Annotated in this window: 15 protein-coding genes and 1 pseudogene; all 16 read left to right on the top strand. The window is 66.8% G+C overall.

The window, feature by feature from the left end; all coding sequences use genetic code 11:
• The first annotated feature begins 77 nt into the window (after positions 1–77).
• Positions 78–1307: a branched-chain amino acid ABC transporter substrate-binding protein gene (locus tag AC27VN_RS02540; RefSeq protein WP_093342095.1), complete on the top strand. Its 1230-nt coding sequence runs from the start codon at positions 78–80 to the stop codon at positions 1305–1307.
• Between the two features lie 201 nt (positions 1308–1508).
• Positions 1509–2741 carry a branched-chain amino acid ABC transporter substrate-binding protein gene (locus tag AC27VN_RS02535; RefSeq protein ID WP_093342094.1) on the top strand — a complete coding sequence of 411 codons (1233 nt, stop codon included), beginning with the start codon at positions 1509–1511 and terminating at the stop codon, positions 2739–2741.
• 78 nt (positions 2742–2819) lie between these two features.
• Complete coding sequence (locus AC27VN_RS02530) at positions 2820–3773, top strand: branched-chain amino acid ABC transporter permease (protein ID WP_093342092.1); 954 nt, start codon at positions 2820–2822, stop codon at positions 3771–3773.
• A gap of 4 nt (positions 3774–3777) precedes the next feature.
• Positions 3778–5088 (top strand): branched-chain amino acid ABC transporter permease, encoded by a 1311-nt coding sequence (locus AC27VN_RS02525; protein WP_203201080.1) that lies wholly within the window; start codon positions 3778–3780, stop codon positions 5086–5088.
• A gap of 3 nt (positions 5089–5091) precedes the next feature.
• Entirely contained in the window at positions 5092–5868 is a 777-nt protein-coding gene (locus AC27VN_RS02520; protein WP_093342089.1) for an ABC transporter ATP-binding protein, read from the top strand.
• Between the two features lies 1 nt (position 5869).
• Positions 5870–6565 (top strand): ABC transporter ATP-binding protein, encoded by a 696-nt coding sequence (locus AC27VN_RS02515; RefSeq protein WP_203201078.1) that lies wholly within the window; start codon positions 5870–5872, stop codon positions 6563–6565.
• A gap of 187 nt (positions 6566–6752) precedes the next feature.
• Positions 6753–8855, top strand: coding sequence for a 3-hydroxyacyl-CoA dehydrogenase NAD-binding domain-containing protein (locus AC27VN_RS02510; protein WP_431509033.1), 2103 nt, complete (start codon positions 6753–6755; stop codon positions 8853–8855).
• A gap of 1 nt (position 8856) precedes the next feature.
• Positions 8857–10353: pseudogene (locus AC27VN_RS02505) on the top strand (M20 family peptidase); the annotation flags it as partial.
• 37 nt (positions 10354–10390) lie between these two features.
• The gene (locus AC27VN_RS02500; RefSeq protein ID WP_093342083.1) at positions 10391–11566 is read left to right on the top strand and encodes an acetyl-CoA C-acyltransferase; all 1176 of its coding nucleotides are present in this window, start codon (positions 10391–10393) and stop codon (positions 11564–11566) included.
• Between the two features lie 175 nt (positions 11567–11741).
• Complete coding sequence (locus AC27VN_RS02495; protein WP_490875522.1) at positions 11742–13595, top strand: acyl-CoA dehydrogenase; 1854 nt, start codon at positions 11742–11744, stop codon at positions 13593–13595.
• 14 nt (positions 13596–13609) lie between these two features.
• Positions 13610–13828, top strand: a complete 219-nt coding sequence (locus AC27VN_RS02490) for a hypothetical protein (protein ID WP_296782740.1) — start codon at positions 13610–13612, stop codon at positions 13826–13828.
• Between the two features lie 11 nt (positions 13829–13839).
• Positions 13840–14142 carry a Dabb family protein gene (locus tag AC27VN_RS02485; protein WP_490875521.1) on the top strand — a complete coding sequence of 101 codons (303 nt, stop codon included), beginning with the start codon at positions 13840–13842 and terminating at the stop codon, positions 14140–14142.
• Positions 14143–14179: 37 nt separating this feature from the next.
• Complete coding sequence (locus AC27VN_RS02480; RefSeq protein ID WP_093342076.1) at positions 14180–14977, top strand: SDR family oxidoreductase; 798 nt, start codon at positions 14180–14182, stop codon at positions 14975–14977.
• A gap of 4 nt (positions 14978–14981) precedes the next feature.
• The gene (locus AC27VN_RS02475; RefSeq protein WP_093342075.1) at positions 14982–15443 is read left to right on the top strand and encodes a PaaI family thioesterase; all 462 of its coding nucleotides are present in this window, start codon (positions 14982–14984) and stop codon (positions 15441–15443) included.
• Positions 15444–15535: 92 nt separating this feature from the next.
• The gene (locus tag AC27VN_RS02470; RefSeq protein WP_093342073.1) at positions 15536–16552 is read left to right on the top strand and encodes an NADP-dependent oxidoreductase; all 1017 of its coding nucleotides are present in this window, start codon (positions 15536–15538) and stop codon (positions 16550–16552) included.
• A gap of 27 nt (positions 16553–16579) precedes the next feature.
• Positions 16580–17926, top strand: a 1347-nt coding sequence (locus AC27VN_RS02465) for an isovaleryl-CoA dehydrogenase (protein ID WP_490875520.1), incomplete at its 3' end; no start/stop codon positions are given.

Here is a 17926-nt window from a genome sequence, read left to right as displayed (position 1 = left end):
CCTGTGCGGACGAAAAAAGTGCGCTTGTACGCTGCGGATGCAGCCAATCGGGCAGCCCTTCAACCTGGAGACTCTTCATGCGTTTTGCCCTCAAGTCCATCGCCGTGTGCGCCCTGCTGGCCGGTGCCGGCGCGTCCTTCGCCCAGAAGGGCGAGACCGTCAAGATCGCCTGGCTCGATCCGCTCTCGGGCCTGATGGCCGCGGTGGGCACGAACCAGCTCAAGACCACGCAGTTCCTGGCGGAAGAGTTCAACAAGAAGAACGCCTCGGGCGTGAAGTTCGAGATCATCGGCATCGACAACAAGCTCAGTCCGCAGGAGACCACCGCCGCGCTGCGCTCGGCGCAGGACCAGGGCGCGCGCTACATCATGCAGGGCAACGGCTCGGGCCCGGCGCTCGCCATCATCGATGCCGTCGAGAAGAACAACGCGCGCAATCCGGGCAAGGAACTGCTCTTCATGAACTACGCGGCGGTCGACCCCGACCTGACCAACAGCAAGTGCAGCTACTGGCACTTCCGCGTGGACGCCGACACCTCGATGAAGATGGAGGCGCTGACCACCTGGATGAAGGACCAGACCGACATCAAGAAGGTCTACATCCTCGGCCAGAACTACGCGCACGGCGTGCAGGTCAGCAAGTACGCCAAGGAAAACCTCAAGACCAAGCGCCCCGACATCCAGATCGTGGGCGACGACCTGCATCCGCTGGCCCAGGTGCGCGACTTCGCGCCCTACATCGCCAAGATCAAGGCTTCGGGTGCCGACACCGTGATCACCGGCAACTGGGGTTCCGACCTGTCGCTGCTGATCAAGGCGGCCAACGACTCGGGCCTCAACGTCAAGTTCCTGACCTATTACGCGCCCGGCGCCGGCACGCCCACCGCCATGGGCGCCACCTCCGACGGCAAGGTCTACACCGTGGCCTATGCCCACTACAACATGGGCGGCGACATCCAGCGCCTGCTCGGGGGCTACAAGAAGAAGATGAACGACGACCTCACGCAGGCGTCGATCTACCACGTGTTCGCACTGCTCGATGCCGCTTTCGCGCAGACCAAGTCGACCGACCCGGTCAAGGTCGCGGCCGCGCTCGAGGGCATGAAGATCAAGAGCTTCAACGGCGAGGTCGAGATGCGCAAGACCGACCACCAGTTGCAGCAGGGCCTGTACATCTCGCGCTGGGAGAAGGCCAGCGCCAAGTACCCCTATGACGCCGAGAACACCGGCTACACCAATGTTCCCGTGAAATATTACGAGTCGTACGTGGCGAGCACGCCGACGACCTGCCAGATGAAGCGCCCCTGAGGCTATTCGTGCGCGCATTTCCTACCCGTCGGTAGCAACAGCCTACCGGTGGGTAGAAATTGGAGAAATGCGCTGTCGCCTGCGCGATAGAAACAGGCCTCGCGGCATCTCCCTTACGGGCATTCCCTGAGGGGAGGGGCTGCGAAGGCTTGTACGCTCGTGCAAGGTTTTTTGAATCGGTTTGACCAGGAGATATAGATCGTGAAGTTCGCTCTGAAAATCGCTACCGCAGCCATCCTTGCCGCCAGCGCCGCCGGCGCCCTGGCCCAGAAGGGTGAAACCGTCAAGATCGCATGGCTCGACCCGCTGTCGGGCCTGATGGCCGCGGTCGGCACCAACCAGCTCAAGACCTTCCAATTCCTGGCCGAAGAATTCAACAAGAAGAACGTGGCCGGCGTGAAGTTCGAGATCATCGGCATCGACAACAAGCTCAGCCCCCAGGAAACCACCGCCGCGCTGCGCTCGGCCATGGACCAGGGCGCGCGCTACGTGGTGCAGGGCAACGGCTCGGGCCCGGCGCTCGCCATCATCGACGCGCTCGAGAAGCACAACGCCCGCAACCCGGGCAAGGAAGTGCTCTACGTCAACTACGCGGCCGTCGATCCCGACCTGACCAACAGCAAGTGCAGCTACTGGCACTTCCGCCTCGATGCCGACACCTCGATGAAGATGGAAGCGCTGACCACCTTCATGAAGGACCAGCCCGAGATCAAGAAGGTCTACCTGATCAACCAGAACTACTCGCACGGCCAGCAGGTCTCGAAGTTCGCGAAGGAAAACCTCAAGACCAAGCGCCCCGACGTCGAAGTCGTCGGCGACGACCTGCATCCGCTGGCCCAGGTGCGCGACTTCGCGCCCTACATCGCCAAGATCAAGGCCTCGGGCGCCGACTCGGTGATCACCGGCAACTGGGGCTCCGACCTCGCGCTGCTGATCAAGGCGGCCAACGATGCCGGCCTCAACGTCAAGTTCTACACCTACTACGCCGTCACCAACGGCACGCCGACCGCCATGGGCGCGGCCTCGGACGGCAAGGTCTACCAGGTCGGCTACAGCCACTACAACGCGCCGGGCCCGGTCCAGCCGCTGATGGGCGAGTTCAAGAAGCGCTTCAACGACGACCTCTACACCACCGACGTCTACACGGTCTACGCGATGCTCAGCGAAGCCTTCGTGCGCGCCAAGTCGACCGAGCCGGTGAAGGTGGCCGCCACGCTCGAGGGCATGAAGTTCAAGAGCTTCAATGGCGACGTCGAGATGCGCAAGGCCGACCACCAGCTGCAGCAGGGCCTGTGGATCACGCGCTGGCAGAAGGCCGACGCCAAGAACCCGTACAGCCCGGAGAACACCGGCTACACGCTGGCACCGGTCAAGTACTACGAAGCCTACGTGGCGAGCACGCCCACCACGTGCCAGATGAAGCGGCCCTCCTGAACGCGGGACGCCCCTGAACGGTCGAGGCCCGACTTCAACACTCGGGCCTTTTTCTTTTTCATGTGATCCGAAAGACCGATGAACGTCGAATTCTTCGTCATCTCGCTGCTCAACGGCGTGAGCTACGGCCTGCTGTTGTTCATGCTGAGCTCCGGCCTCACGCTGATCTTCAGCATGATGGGCGTGCTCAACTTCGCGCACGCCAGCTTCTACATGCTGGGCGCGTACATCGCCTACACGCTGTCGAACATCGTCGGCTTCTGGCCGGCGCTGTTCCTCGCGCCGCTGCTGGTGGGCGCCCTGGGCGCCGGTTTCGAGCGCTACTGCCTGCGGCGCGTGCACAAGTTCGGCCACGTGCCCGAGCTGCTCGTGACCTTCGGTCTTTCCTACCTGATCCTCGAGCTGGTGCAGCTGGTGTGGGGCCGCTCGACCGTGCCCTACGGCCTGCCGGCGCAGCTCCAGGGCCCGCTGTTCACGCTCTACGGCACCCAGTTCCCCAAGTCGCGCTCCTTCATCATGCTGGTGGCGGTGCTGATGCTGGTGTCGGTCTGGCTGCTGCTCACGCGCACGCGCATCGGCCTCGTGATCCAGGCCGCGCTCAAGCACCCTGACATGGTCGAGGCGCTGGGCCACAACGTGCCGCGCGTGTTCATGCTGGTGTTCGGCGGCGGTGCCGCGCTCGCGGGCCTCGCGGGCGTGGTCGGCGGCAACACCTACGTCACCGAACCGGCGATGGCGGGTTCGGTCGGCTCCATCATCTTCGTGGTGGTGGTGGTCGGCGGCATGGGCTCGCTGGCCGGGGCCTTCCTGGCCTCGCTGCTGATCGGCGTGATCCAGACCTTCGCGGTCGCCATGGACCAGTCGCTGGCCGGCGGACTGCAGGCGCTGGGCATGGCGGTCAACGACCAGACCTTCGGCTACGAGCTGCTCAAGCTCACCATCTCGCAGGTCGCACCGATCCTGCCGTACCTGTTCCTGGTCCTCATCCTGATCTTCAGGCCCAAGGGTCTGCTGGGCACCCGGGAGGACTGACGCCATGACATCGACCACGCAAGCTTCGCGCTACTACCGCTTCAAGCCCTGGAACATCGGGCGCTACCTGATCTGGGCGCTGTTCGCCATCGCCCTGATCGTCGCGCCGCACCTGTTCAAGAGCAGCCTGGCGCTGACCATGCTCTCGCAGATGGGCTACCTCATCGTCATCTGCCTGAGCTACAACATCCTGCTGGGGCAGGGCGGCATGCTGAGCTTCGGCCATGCCGTCTACGTCGGGCTGGGCTCGTTCATCGCGATCCACACGATGAACCTCGCGAGCAAGGGCGCGGTGCCGGTGCCGCTGGTGCTGATCCCGCTCGTGGGCGGGCTCGCGGGCATGTTCTTCGCGATCCTGCTGGGCTTCGTCACCACCAAGAAGTCGGGCACCACCTTCGCGATGATCACGCTGGGCATCGGCGAACTGGTGGCCGCCATGGCGCTGATGTTCCCGAGCTTCTTCGGCGGCGAGGGCGGCATCACCACCGACCGCGTCTACGGCACGCCCTTCCTCGGCATGACCTTCGGGCCGCAGATCCAGGTCTACTACCTGATCGCGTTCTACTGCTTCGTGTGCACCGCGCTGATGTTCGCCTTCACCGGCACGCCGCTGGGCCGCATGCTCAACGCGGTGCGCGACAACCCCGAGCGCGTGGAATTCATCGGCTACAACACGCAGCGCGTGCGCTACTTCGCGTTCATCATCGCGGGCTTCTTCGCCGGCATCGGCGGCGGCCTGGCCTCGATCAACTTCGAGATCGTGAACGCGGCCGACAGTCTCAACGCGGTGCGCTCGGGCGGCTACCTGCTGTTCACCTTCCTCGGCGGCGCGGTGTTCTTCTTCGGCCCGATGATCGGCGCGGTGCTGCTGGTGTTCGCCTCGATCCTGCTGTCGGAGCTCTCGAAGGCCTGGCAGCTGTATTTCGGGCTGGTGTTCGTGTTCATGGTGATGTTCGCCCCGGGCGGCATCGCAAGCCTGATCATGATGAACCTGCGCGTGGCCAAGTTCGGCAAGTTCGACCGCTTCTGGTGGCTCTACCTCGCGCTCGCCGCGGCGCTGGTGCCGGTGGTGATCGGCGCGGCCGCGCTGATCGAGATGATCTACCACATCCAGCTCAACGCGGCGATGGGCTCGCGGCTGAACTTCTTCGGCGTCTCGCTCGACACCGCGGGCATGGGCAGCTGGCTCGGCGCGGTCGCGATCCTGGCCATCGGCCTGGGCGCGCTCGAGGTCGCACGGCGACGCTTCGTGCGGGTCTGGGGCCAGGCCCAGGAAGAGATCGAAACGGAAATCAAGCGTCGGGAGGCGGCGTAACACATGAGCGCTGAATACGCACTGGAACTCAAGGCGCTGCGAAAGAATTTCGGCAAGACCGAGATCATTCGCGGCGTGGACCTCGCGGTGAAGGCCGGCGAGCGCGTGGCCGTCATCGGGCCGAACGGCGCGGGCAAGTCCACGCTGTTCAACCTGATCAGCGGCCGGCTCGCGCCCACCAGCGGCGAGGTGCTGCTCAACGGGCAGCGCATCGACGGCAAGAAGCCCTACGAGATCAACCGGCTGGGCCTCTCGCGCAGCTTCCAGATCACGAACATCTTCCCCAAGCTCAGCGTGTTCGAGAACCTGCGCTGCGGCGTGCTCTGGAGCCTCGGCTACAAGTACACCTTCCTGCGCTTCCTCTCGAACCTCGACGACGCCAATGCGCGCACCGAGGAGCTGATCCGCCAGATCGGCCTGGAACGCAAGCGCGACGTGCATGCGGTGAACCTCACCTATGCCGAGCAGCGCGCGCTCGAGATCGGCGTGACCATCGCCGGCGGCGCCAACGTGATCCTGCTCGACGAACCCACGGCCGGCATGAGCAAGACCGAGACCTCGCACTTCATCGCGCTGATCAAGCACGTGACCACGGGCAAGACCCTGCTCACGGTGGAGCACGACATGGGCGTGGTGTTCGGCCTGGCCGACAAGATCGCGGTGGTGGTGTATGGCGAGGTGATCGCCTTCGACACGCCCGCGGAGGTGCGCGCCAATGCGCGCGTGCAGGAGGCGTACCTCGGTTCGTCGGTGGCCGATGCACAGGGAGCGGGACACTGAGATGCTGAAGCTTCACGACATCCACGCCTACTACGGCAAGAGCCATGTGCTGCATGGCGTTTCCTTCGACGTGCAGCCCGGCGAGATCGTCGCGCTGCTGGGCCGCAACGGCTCGGGCCGCTCGACCACCGCCAAGGCCATCATGGGCCTGGTGCATGCCGAGGGCACGCTGCGCTGGAAGGAGCAGGACATCCTGCGCAAGAAGGCCTACGAGATCGCCCACCTGGGCATCGGCTACGTGCCCGAGAACCGCGACATCTTCCCCAAGCTCACGGTGCACCAGAACCTGCTCTTGGGGCAGAAGGGCTCGGGCAAGGGCAGCCGCTGGCAGTTCGACGACATGTACGGCATGTTCCCGCGCCTCAAGGAACGCCAGCACACCGAGGCCGGCGTGCTCTCGGGCGGCGAGCAGCAGATGCTCACGCTGTGCCGCACGCTGATGGGCGACCCCGACCTGATCATCATCGACGAGCCCACCGAGGGCCTGGCACCGAAGATCGTCGAGCTGGTGGGGCAGTACCTGCGCACGCTCAAGGACAAGGGCATCTCGGTGCTGCTGATCGAGCAGAAGCTCACCATCGCGATGGCGATCTCCGACCGCGCGCTCGTCATGGGCCACGGCAGCATCGTGTTCGACGGCACGCCCGCCAGCCTGCGCGCCGACGGCGCGACGCGCAAGGAATGGCTCGAGGTCTGAGGTAGGCTGTGGAAGGCGGATGGCCGGAGGCGAAGGGCGCGAAGTCCTTGGCGTCCGGCGTCCGCCTTTGCTCCTTGTCCCTCCAGCGACTGCGTGCCATTGTTGCGCCGCGCCAAAGGCCTAAAATCCCCGGAAAAAGAACACTCGTGCTTTTTCTTTTTTCTCTTCACACACCAAGGAACGCAGCATGACGGCTGAATACAAAGTGCTCGGCGATGTCGCCGTGATCACCCTGACCAATCCCCCGGTCAACGGTCTCGGTTTCTCGACCCGCATCGGCATCACCGACGGCCTGTCGAAGGCCCATGCCGACGATGCCGTCAAGGCCATCGTCATCACCGGCGCCGGCAAGGCGTTCTCGGGCGGCGCCGACATCAAGGAATTCGGCACGCCCAAGGCGCTGCAGGAGCCCAACCTGCTGAGCGTGATCCTCGCGCTCGAAGCCGCCACCAAGCCCATCGTCGCGGCCATCCACTCGGTATGCATGGGCGGCGGCCTCGAGCTCGCGCTCGGCTGCCACTACCGCGTCGCGGCCCCGGGCACCAACGTCGCGCTGCCCGAAGTCAAGCTGGGCCTGTTGCCCGGCGCCGGCGGCACGCAGCGCCTGCCGCGCGTGCTGGGTGTGGAAACCGCCCTCAACATGATCGTGAGCGGCGAGGCCGTGAAGTCCGAAGTGCTCGCCAGCCTGCCGGGCCAGAAGCTGTTCGACAAGCTCGCCGCCTCGCCCGAGACCGTGTTCGACGAAGCCGTCGAGTTCGCGAAGTCGGTCGCGGCCAAGGGCGGCGACCTGCCGCTGGTGCGCAGCCTGCCGTGCCGCCATCCGCAGGGCGATGCCTACTTCCAGTTCACCAAGAACATGGTCGGCGGCATGTCGAAGAACTATCCGGCGCCGCTCAAGTGCATCGACGCCGTGCAGGCCGCCACCAAGCTCAAGTTCGACGAGGGCATGGCCGAGGAACGCCGCCTGTTCACCGCGCTGATGTTCACGCCCGAGTCGCTGTCGCTGCGCCACCTGTTCATGGCCGAGCGCGCCGCCTCGAAGATTCCCGACGTGCCCGAGGACACGCCCAAGCGCGAGATCAAGTCGGTCGGCGTGATCGGCGCCGGCACCATGGGCGGCGGCATCTCGATGAACTTCCTCAACGCGGGCATCCCCGTGAAGATCCTCGAGATGAAGCAGGAAGCGCTCGACCGCGGCATCGCCACCATCAAGAAGAACTACGAGGCCCAGGTCAAGAAGGGCAAGCTCAAGCAGGACAAGTACGAGCAGCGCATGGCGCTGCTGAGCACCACGCTGAGCTACGACGACCTGAAGGACGCCGACCTGATCATCGAAGCGGTGTTCGAGGAGATCGGCGTCAAGGAGAAGGTCTTCAAGGAACTCGACCGCGTCGCCAAGAAGGGCGCGATCCTGGCCTCGAACACCTCGACGCTCGACGTCGACAAGATCGCATCGTTCACCGAGCGTCCGCAGGACGTGGTCGGCATGCACTTCTTCAGCCCGGCCAACGTGATGAAGCTGCTCGAGGTGGTGCGCGGCAAGCAGACCGCCAAGGACGTGCTCGCCACGGTCATGGCCATCGGCAAGAAGATCAAGAAGACCTCGGTGGTCTCGGGCGTGTGCGACGGCTTCATCGGCAACCGCATGATCGAGCAGTACAGCCGCCAGGCCGGCTTCCTGCTCGACGAGGGCGCGACGCCGCAGCAGGTCGACAAGGCGATCGAGAAGTTCGGCTTCGCGATGGGCCCGTTCCGCATGGGCGACCTGGCCGGCAACGACATCGGCTGGGCGATCCGCAAGCGCCGCGCCGTCGAGCGCGCCGACATGAAGTACAGCCGCACGGCCGACAAGCTCTGCGAGCTGGGCCGCTTCGGCCAGAAGACCGGGGCAGGGTGGTACGACTACCAGGCCGGCAAGCGCGATGCGATCCCCTCGGAACTCGTCAACAAGATGATCGAGGACCACCGCAAGGAACTGGGCATCACGCCGCGCAAGATCTCCGACGAGGAAATCGTGCAGCGCCTGGTCTATGCGCTGGTCAACGAAGGCGCGCACATCCTCGAGGACGGCATCGCCTCGAAGTCGGGCGACATCGACATGGTCTACCTCACGGGCTACGGTTTCCCGATCTGGCGCGGCGGCCCGATGCACTACGCCTCGCAGGTCGGCCTGTACAACGTGGCCGAGACCATGAAGCGCTTCGCGAAGAACCCGCGCGACGACGCCGAGTTCTGGCAGCCCGCGGCGCTGATCCAGAAGCTGGTGGCCGAAGGCAAGTCCTTCGGCTGATCGTCCGGGACCGCGACCGCCCATGTTGAAACGCATCCTCCTGGGACTGCTGCTGGCGCTCGTCGCGCTGGCGGCGGTCGTGGCGGTCAAGACCTGGACCACGCCTTCGCGCCAACTCGCGGTGGCGCCCGCGCCCAAGCTCGACATCGACCTGCAGGCCGCCGCGAAGCGGCTCGCGGGCGCGATCCCGATCCGTACCGTGTCCAGCCTCGACGACCCGGCCGCCAACCTGGCCGAGTTCGACAGGCTGCATGCCTACCTCGAACAGAACTTCCCCAAGGTCCACGCCACCCTCAAGAAGGAAGTGGTGGGCCAGAAGGCGCTGCTCTACACCTGGACCGGCAGCGATGCCGCGGCCAAGCCCATCGCGCTGATGGCGCACCAGGACATGGTGCCGATCGCGCCGGGCACCGAGAAGGCCTGGAGCGTCGATCCCTTCGGCGGCGAGATCAAGGACGGCTTCGTCTGGGGCCGTGGCACGCTCGACAACAAGGGCAACCTGTTCGCGCAGATGGAGGCCATCGAGCTGCTGATCGCCAGCGGCTTCAAGCCCCGGCAGACCATCTACCTCGTGATGGGCGACGACGAGGAGGTCAGCGGCCTGCGCGGCGCGCAGCCGGTCGCCGAGCTGCTCAAGTCGCGCGGCGTGAAGCTCGACTGGGTGCTCGACGAGGGCCTGCTGGTGCTCGACGGCGTGCTGCCGGGCCTGAGCAAGCCGGCGGCGCTGATCGGCCTGGCCGAGAAGGGCTACGCCACCTTCTTCCTCTCGCTCGACACCGCGCCCGGCCATTCCTCGATGCCGCCCGCTCACAGCGCGATCGGCAGCATGAGCGCCGCGCTCGCGCGGCTCGAGGCCCACCCGATGCCCGGCGGCATCCAGGGCGTGGCGGGCCAGATGTTCGGCACGCTCGCGCCCGAGATGAGCGGCATCAACCGCGTGATGCTGTCCAACCTCTGGCTCACGGCGCCGCTGGTCGAAGGCCAGCTGCAGAAGAGCCCGAGCAGCAACGCGATGCTGCGCACCACCACCGCGCTGACCATCGTGCGCGCCGGCAACAAGGACAACGTGCTGCCCGGCCGCGCCGAGGCCGCCGTCAACTTCCGCGTGCTGCCCGGCGACACCATCGACAGCGTCGAGGCCCACCTGCGCAAGCAGCTCGGCAACGACGAGATCAAGATCAAGCGCTACCCCGGCAACTCCGAGGCCTCGCCGGTCTCGCCGACCGACAGCACAGGCTACCGCGCGATCGAGCAGGCGGTGCGGCAGTCCTTCCCCGACGCCATCGTGGCGCCGGGCCTCATGACGGCGGCCACCGATTCGCGCCACTTCTCGATCGTGAGCGACGCGGTGTTCCGCTTCTCCCCGTTCCGCATGAAGAACGAGGACCTCGCGCGCTTCCACGGCACCAACGAACGCCTCGCGATCTCGAACTACGGCGAGATGATCGGCTTCTATCACCAGCTCCTGCGCAACACCTCGGCTGCGCAGCCCCAGTAAACCGGCTTCCCCTTCCATCTTCGAAAAGGACCTCACCATGACCAGCGCCGTCATCGTTTCCACCGCCCGCACGCCGCTCGCCAAGAGCTGGAAGGGTGCTTTCAACATGACGCACGGCGCCACGCTCGGCGGCCATGCGGTGCAGCATGCGATCGCCCGCGCCGGCATCGAGGCCGCCGAGGTCGACGACGTGATCATGGGTTGCGCCACGCCCGAAGGCGCGACCGGCTCGAACATCGCGCGCCAGATCGCGCTGCGCGCCGGCTGCCCGATCACCACCTCGGGCATGACCATCAACCGCTTCTGCTCCTCGGGCCTGCAGACCATCGCCACCGCCGCCCAGCGCGTCATCGCGGGCGAGGGCGACGTCTACGTGGCCGGCGGCGTCGAGAGCATCTCGTGCGTGCAGAACGAAGCCAACAAGCACATGCTGGCCGACCCCTGGCTCGTGAAGCACAAGCCCGAGATCTACTGGAACATGCTGCAGACGGCCGAGCAGGTCGCCAAGCGCTACAACATCGGCCGCGACGCCATGGACGAGTACGGCGCAGCGAGCCAGCAGAAGGCCACCGCCGCGCTGGAAGCCGGCCGCTTCAAGGACGAGATCGCGCCGATCACCGTGCTGGCCGGCGTGGCCGACCCCGTGATGGGCCTGCGCACCAAGGAAGTCACGATCGAGAACGACGAAGGCATCCGCCCCGGCACCACCAAGGAAGGCATCAGCGGCATCCGCTCGGCCATTCCCGGCGGTCTGATCTCGGCCGGCAACGCCAGCCAGTTCTCGGACGGCGGCGGCGCCTGCGTGGTGGTCGACGAGAAGTACGCCGAGCGCAAGGGCCTGAAGCCGCTGGGCCGCTTCCTGGGCTTCGCGGTGGCGGGCTGCGAGCCCGACGAGATGGGCATCGGCCCCGTCTTCGCGATCCCCAAGGTGCTCAAGCGCCTGGGCCTGACGGTCAACGACATCGACCTGTGGGAGCTCAACGAAGCCTTCGCGGTGCAGGTGATCTACTGCCGCGACAAGCTCGGCATCCCGGCCGACCGCCTCAACGTGGACGGCGGCGCCATCGCCGTGGGCCACCCCTACGGCGTGAGCGGCCAGCGCCTCACGGGCCATGCGCTGATCGAAGGCAAGCGCCGCGGCGCGAAGAAGGTCGTGGTCACGATGTGCATCGGCGGCGGCATGGGTGCCGCGGGCGTGTTCGAGGTGATCTGAGCTTCGTCCTGAACCGCTGAATTCGGACTTCCGAACGCAGAAGTCGCGAAGGTTACGCAGAAGTCGCAGAAGAGAAACCAGAATTTTCATTGGTTTTTCTCTGCGACTTTTTCTTGGCCTTCCGCGCCTTCCGCGTTCGCTGTCCGACCCCGATCCCGCTTTCCTGGAACACACCATGAGCCTGCGTCCCACCCTCGATTTCCTGCTCTACGACTGGCTGCATGCCGAAACGCTGGCCTCGCGCGAACGCTTCGCCGACCACTCGCGCGAGACCTTCGACGCGGTGCTCGACACCTGCGAGCGCATCGCGCGCGAGAAGTACGCGCCGTTCAACCGCACGGTCGACACGCAGGAGCCGCACTTCGACGGCGAGAAGGTGATCCTGCCGCAGGCCACGCACGACGCGCACAAGGCCTTCGTCGAATCGGGAATGATGAGCGCGGCGCAGGACTACGACATCGGCGGCATGCAACTGCCCTACACGGTGCAGGCCGCGGCCAACAGCTTCTTCGCGATGGCCTCGGTGAGCATCGGCTCGAACATGCTGACCAGCGGCAACGCCAACCTGCTGCTGGTGCATGGCACCGAGATGCAGAAGGAGGTGTTCGCCAAGAACGAGTTCTCCGGCCGCTGGGCCGGCACCATGTGCCTGTCGGAGCCGCAGGCCGGCTCCTCGCTGAGCGACGTGGCCACGCGCGCCGTGCCCGACGGCGACGGCTTCCAGGACGATCCGCTGGGCCCGCGCTACCGGCTCACGGGCAACAAGATGTGGATCTCCTCGGGCGACCACGAGCTGACCGAGAACATCGTGCACATCGTGCTCGCCAAGATCCCCGACGAGAACGGCAAGCTGGTGCCGGGCACGCGCGGCATCTCGCTGTTCATCGTGCCCAAGCGCATGGTGAACACGCAGGGCGAACTGACCGGCGAGCGCAACGACGTGGCGCTCGCGGGCCTCAATCACAAGCTGGGCTGGCGCGGCACCACCAACACGCTGCTGAACTTCGGCGAGGGCAAGTACCCGGTCGGCGGCAAGGCCGGCGCGGTGGGCTACCTGGTCGGTGCGCCCGGCAAGGGCCTGCACTGCATGTTCCACATGATGAACGAGGCGCGCATCGGCGTCGGCACCGCCGCCACCATGCTCGGCATGGCCGGCTATCACGCCTCGCTCGACTACGCGAAGAGCCGGCCGCAGGGCCGCCTCGTGAAGAAGCCCGAGGGCGGCGAGGCCAAGGTGGTCAAGGACTCGGCCGGCCCGCAGGTGCGCATCATCGAGCACGCCGACGTGCGCCGCATGCTGCTGGCGCAGAAGGCCTATTGCGAAGGCGCGCTGGCGCTCGAGCTCTACTGCGCGCGGCTGGTCGACGAGCAGAAGACCGGCAACGAGCAGGCCGCCGACGAGGCGCGGCTGCTGCTCGAAGTGCTGACCCCGATCGCCAAGAGCTGGCCCAGCGAATGGTGCCTCGAGGCCAACTCGCTCGCGATCCAGGTCCATGGCGGCTACGGCTACACGCGCGACTTCCCGGTCGAGCAGTACTGGCGCGACAACCGCCTCAACATGATCCACGAGGGCACGCACGGCATCCAGGCGGCCGACCTGCTGGGCCGCAAGGTGCTGATGGAGAAGGGCCGCGGCCTGCAGCTGCTGGCGGGCCGCATCACCGAGACCATCGGCCGCGCCGCCAAGGCACCCGCGCTGGCCGCCCATGCCAAGGCGCTGGGCGAGGCGCTGCAGCGCGTGGGCAGCGCCACCGAGGCCGCCTGGTCCACCGGCGACCCGGCCGAGGCGCTGGTGAACGCGGTGCCGTACATGCAGGCCTTCGGCCACACGGTGCTGGCCTGGTTGTGGCTCGACGTGGCGCAACGCGCGCTCGAACTCGACCCGGCGCAGGCCGCGCCCGCGACTGCTGGCAAGATGGCGGCCGCGCGCTATTTCTTCCACTACGAGCTGCCCAAGAACGGCGCCTGGCTCAACGTGGTCGAGAGCCGCGATCCGACCTGTACCGCCTTGCCCGAAGAGGCATTCTGATGCCCGCCATTGCCATGACCCCTCCCACTCCCGCCAAGCCACCGAAACCGCATGCCACGCTCGAGAAGTGGATCTGGATCCTGATCTACGGCGGCCTGTTCCTCGTCATCCTCGGCATCGCCACCGGCCGCACCGAGCCGGCCACCGGCTGGGCCATGGCCGTGCCCGGCGGCATCGCGACCGCCGTGGGCTTCGTGCTGATCTACGTGCGCTCGCGCATGAACGACAAGTAAGGAGCGAGGCCATGCTCAGGCACATCGTGATGTGGAAGTTCAAGGCGCACGCCGAGGGCGCCGACAAGGCCGCCAACCTCGCCAAGGCCAAGGCGCTGCTCGAGGCCTGCGCGACGCTGTCGCCGGGCACCGTGCGCTTCGAGGTCGCGCTGGCCCAGCCGGGCCTGGAAGCCACCTACGACCTGATCCTCAACTCGGTATTCACCGACGCCGCCGCGCTCGCGGCCTATGCCGAGCATCCGCAGCACGTCGCGCTCAAGCCCTTCATCGGCGCCGTGCGCGAGGCACGCCAGTGCATGGACTATGAGCTCTGACGCCCCCCGAACACCACCGACACCCGGAGACATTTTCATGACCGCACGCACCACCCAGCAACTGTTCGACCTCCGCGGCAAGACCGCGCTCATCACCGGCGGCTCGCGCGGCCTGGGCCTGCAGATGGCCCACGCGCTCGGCGAGGCCGGCGCGAAGATCATGCTGAGCTCGCGCAAGGCCGACGACCTCGAGCAGGCCGCGGCCGAGCTGCAGGCCGCCGGCATCGACGCGCGCTGGATCGCCGCCGACTGCGCGAAGGAAGAGGACACCCGCCGCCTGGCCGAGGAAACCCTCCAGCGCCTGGGCGCGATCGACATCCTCGTGAACAACGCCGGCGCGAGCTGGGGTTCGCCGGCCGAGAGCCACCCGGTCGAGGCCTGGGACAAGGTGATGAATCTCAACGTGCGCGGCTATTTCATCCTGTCGCAGCACGTGGCCAACCAGTACATGATCCCGAAGAAGAGCGGCCGCATCATCAACATCGCCTCGATCGCGGGCCTCAACGGCAACCCGCCCGAGATGCAGACCCTGGCCTACAACACCTCCAAGACCGCGGTCATCGGCTTCACGCGCACGCTGGCGGCCGAATGGGGCAAGTACAACATCACCGTCAACGCGATCTGCCCGGGCTTCTTCATGACCAAGATGGCGGCCGGCCTGATCAAGTCGCTGGGCGAGGAGAAGATGGCCGCGCAGGCGCCGCTGGGCCGCCTGGGCGACGACGAAGACCTCAAGGGCCTGACGCTGCTGTACGCGAGCGATGCCGGCAAGCACATCACCGGCCAGTGGCTGGCGGTCGACGGCGGCGTGAGCGTGGTCCTGGGCGCGGCCTGAAGCAATGACCCAAGACTCCGACGACATCAACATCCGCTCGTACACGAGCCAGATCCCGTTCGCGCGCCACCTGGGCTTCGAGCTCGTGAAGTTCGAGAACGGCGAATCCGAGATCCGCTACACGGCCAAGCCCGAGCACCTCAACACCTTCGACGTGACGCACGGCGGCGCCTGCATGACCTTGCTCGACATCACGATGGCCGCGGCCGCGCGCAGCGTGACGCCCGAGACCGGCGTGGTCACGATCGAGATGAAGACCAGCTTCATGCAGCCCTCGGTCGGTCCGCTGCACGCACGCGGCACGCTGATCCACCGCACCGCCACGCTGGCCTTCACCGAGGCCAAGATCTACGACGAGCAGGAGCGCGTGTGCGCCCATGCCACCGGCACCTTCAAGTACGTGAAGCGCCGGCTGCCGACCGGCCCGGCGAGCGCCAACGCGATGCGCCCGCCGTCGACCGACTGACCGCGAACAGTCCAGGGGCGGCGGACCCCGTTCCGCCGCCGCAGTCCCAAGGCGCCTCGCGCGCCGCCATCCAGTTTCCAGGAGACACGACCATGCCGACCAACAAGCAGCAGATCCTCGACAACCGCCCCGAGGGCGAAGCCGTCGCGAGCAACTTCAGGCTCGTGACCGCGCAAACCCCGGCGCTCCAGGACAACCAGGTGCTGGTGCGCCACCATTACATGAGCCTCGATCCGTACATGCGCGGGCGCATGAACGACGCCAAGAGCTACGCCCAGCCGCAGCCGCTGGGCCAGGTGATGCAGGGCGGCACCGTGGGCGAGGTGGTCGAGAGCAAGCATCCGAAGTACGCCGTGGGCGACAAGGTGGTGGGCTTCGGCGGCTGGCAGGAGTACAGCGTGGTCGATGCCTCGCAGCCCGGCGCGCTCAAGAAGGTGGACACCACCCACGTGCCGCTGTCGCATTACCTGGGCGCGGTCGGCATGCCGGGCGTGACCGCCTGGTACGGCCTGGTCAAGATCATCGCGCCCAAGGCTGGCGAAACCGTGGTCATCACGGCGGCGAGCGGTGCCGTGGGCAGTGCCTTCGGTGCGCTGGCCAAGGCGCGCGGCTGCCGCGTGGTGGGCATCGCGGGCGGCCCGGACAAGTGCAAGTACGTGACCGACGAACTGGGCTTCGACGCCTGCATCGACTACCGCCAGCATCCCGACGTCAAGACCATGAGCGCGGCGCTCAAGGAGGCCTGCCCGAACGGCATCGACGGCTACTTCGAGAACGTCGGCGGCTACATCTTCGACGCCGTGCTGCTGCGCACCAACGCCTTCGCGCGCGTGGCGCTGTGCGGCATGATCGCGGGCTACGACGGCCAGCCGCTGCCGCTCGCGAACCCCGCGCTGATCCTGATCAACCGGCTCAAGGTCGAGGGCTTCATCGTCAGCGAGCACATGGAGGTCTGGCCCGAGGCGCTGGCCGAGCTCGGCGCGCTGGTGGGCAGCGGCAAGCTCAAGCCGCGCGAGTCGATCGCGCAGGGCATCGAGGCCGCGCCCGAGGCCTTCCTGGGGCTGCTCAAGGGCCGCAACTTCGGCAAGCAGCTGGTCAAGCTGATCTGAGGCACTGACAACGCGAAGGAGCCGGCCATGGACGCGACCCACGAGGTATTCAACCAGCCGGCACCACTGGCCGGCTACAACCTCTTCGACACCAACCGGCCCCTGCGCGATGCGTTGAATTTCAATGCGCCGCAGCTGCCGACGGAGTCGCTGCGGCAACTGGGCGAAACGCTGGGTTCGGCCGACATGCAGACGCATGCGCGGCTGGCCAACGTGCACACGCCCGAGCTGCACACGCACGACCGTTTCGGTCGGCGCATCGACGAGGTCGAGTTCCATCCGAGCTACCACCTGCTGATGACCGCGGCGGTGGGCGCGGGCCTGCACGGCACGCCGTGGCGCGCCGAGCCCGGCGCGGCCGCGTCGCCCCATGTGTTGCGCGCCGCGGGCTTCATGCTCTTCACCGAGCTCGAGCCCTCGATGCTGTGCCCGATCTCGATGACCTACGCGGCCACGCCCGCGCTGCGCGACAACGCGGCCGTGCATGCCGACTGGGGCGCGAAGCTCGGCAGCCTCGTGTACGACCCGGCGCTCAAGCCGGTGGCCGACAAGGCCGGCGTGACCATGGGCATGGGCATGACCGAGAAGCAGGGCGGCTCCGACGTGCGGGCCAACACCACGAAGGCGGTGCGCGCGGACAGCGATGGCTGGGGCGAGCGCTACGAGATCACGGGCCACAAGTGGTTCTTCTCGGCGCCGATGTGCGATGCCTTCCTGGTGCTGGCGCAGGCGCCGGCCGGACTCAGCTGCTTCTTCCTGCCGCGCGTGCTGCCCGACGGCACGCGCAACGCGATCCGCATCCAGCGCCTGAAGGACAAGCTCGGCAACAAGGCCAACGCCAGTTCCGAGGTCGAGTTCCACGGCGCCAGCGCCTGGCTGGTGGGCGAGGAGGGCCGCGGCATTCCGCAGATCCTCGAGATGGGCACGATGACGCGGCTGGACTGCGCGCTCGGCACCAGCGGGCTGATGCGCCAGGCGCTCGCGCTCGCGCTCAACCACACGGCGCAGCGCAGCGCCTTCGGCAAGCCGCTGATCGCGCAGCCGCTGATGCAGAACGTGCTGGCCGACATGGCGCTCGAGAGCGAGGCCGCCACCGCGCTCGCGATCCGCCTCGCGCGCGCCTTCGACCGGCCCGCCGACGAGCACGAGCGCCTGATGGCGCGGCTGCTGACACCGGTCGCCAAGTTCTGGATCTGCAAGCGCGGCAGCCTGCTGGGCCAGGAGGCGATGGAATGCCTGGGCGGCAACGGCTACGTGGAGGAGGGCGGCGAGGGCGTGATGGCGCGCGTCTACCGCGAGATGCCGCTCAACTCGATCTGGGAGGGCGCGGGCAACATCATGGCGCTCGACCTGCTGCGCGGCCTGCGCAAGGGC

The sequence above is a fragment of the Variovorax sp. 20P10.2.4 genome, assembly GCF_058244205.1.
Note: the sequence above shows the minus strand (reverse complement) of the source record. Positions and strands in the feature narration are given on the sequence as shown.

Coding starts and splice junctions, on each gene's coding strand:
- AC27VN_RS02470 (WP_093342073.1), top strand. CDS start 15,536: ATGCCGACCAACAAGCAGCAGATCCTCGACAACCGCCCCGAGGGCGAA.
- AC27VN_RS02525 (WP_203201080.1), top strand. CDS start 3,778: ATGACATCGACCACGCAAGCTTCGCGCTACTACCGCTTCAAGCCCTGG.
- AC27VN_RS02485 (WP_490875521.1), top strand. CDS start 13,840: ATGCTCAGGCACATCGTGATGTGGAAGTTCAAGGCGCACGCCGAGGGC.
- AC27VN_RS02540 (WP_093342095.1), top strand. CDS start 78: ATGCGTTTTGCCCTCAAGTCCATCGCCGTGTGCGCCCTGCTGGCCGGT.
- AC27VN_RS02495 (WP_490875522.1), top strand. CDS start 11,742: ATGAGCCTGCGTCCCACCCTCGATTTCCTGCTCTACGACTGGCTGCAT.
- AC27VN_RS02475 (WP_093342075.1), top strand. CDS start 14,982: ATGACCCAAGACTCCGACGACATCAACATCCGCTCGTACACGAGCCAG.
- AC27VN_RS02515 (WP_203201078.1), top strand. CDS start 5,870: ATGCTGAAGCTTCACGACATCCACGCCTACTACGGCAAGAGCCATGTG.
- AC27VN_RS02510 (WP_431509033.1), top strand. CDS start 6,753: ATGACGGCTGAATACAAAGTGCTCGGCGATGTCGCCGTGATCACCCTG.
- AC27VN_RS02530 (WP_093342092.1), top strand. CDS start 2,820: ATGAACGTCGAATTCTTCGTCATCTCGCTGCTCAACGGCGTGAGCTAC.
- AC27VN_RS02490 (WP_296782740.1), top strand. CDS start 13,610: ATGACCCCTCCCACTCCCGCCAAGCCACCGAAACCGCATGCCACGCTC.
- AC27VN_RS02500 (WP_093342083.1), top strand. CDS start 10,391: ATGACCAGCGCCGTCATCGTTTCCACCGCCCGCACGCCGCTCGCCAAG.
- AC27VN_RS02520 (WP_093342089.1), top strand. CDS start 5,092: ATGAGCGCTGAATACGCACTGGAACTCAAGGCGCTGCGAAAGAATTTC.
- AC27VN_RS02480 (WP_093342076.1), top strand. CDS start 14,180: ATGACCGCACGCACCACCCAGCAACTGTTCGACCTCCGCGGCAAGACC.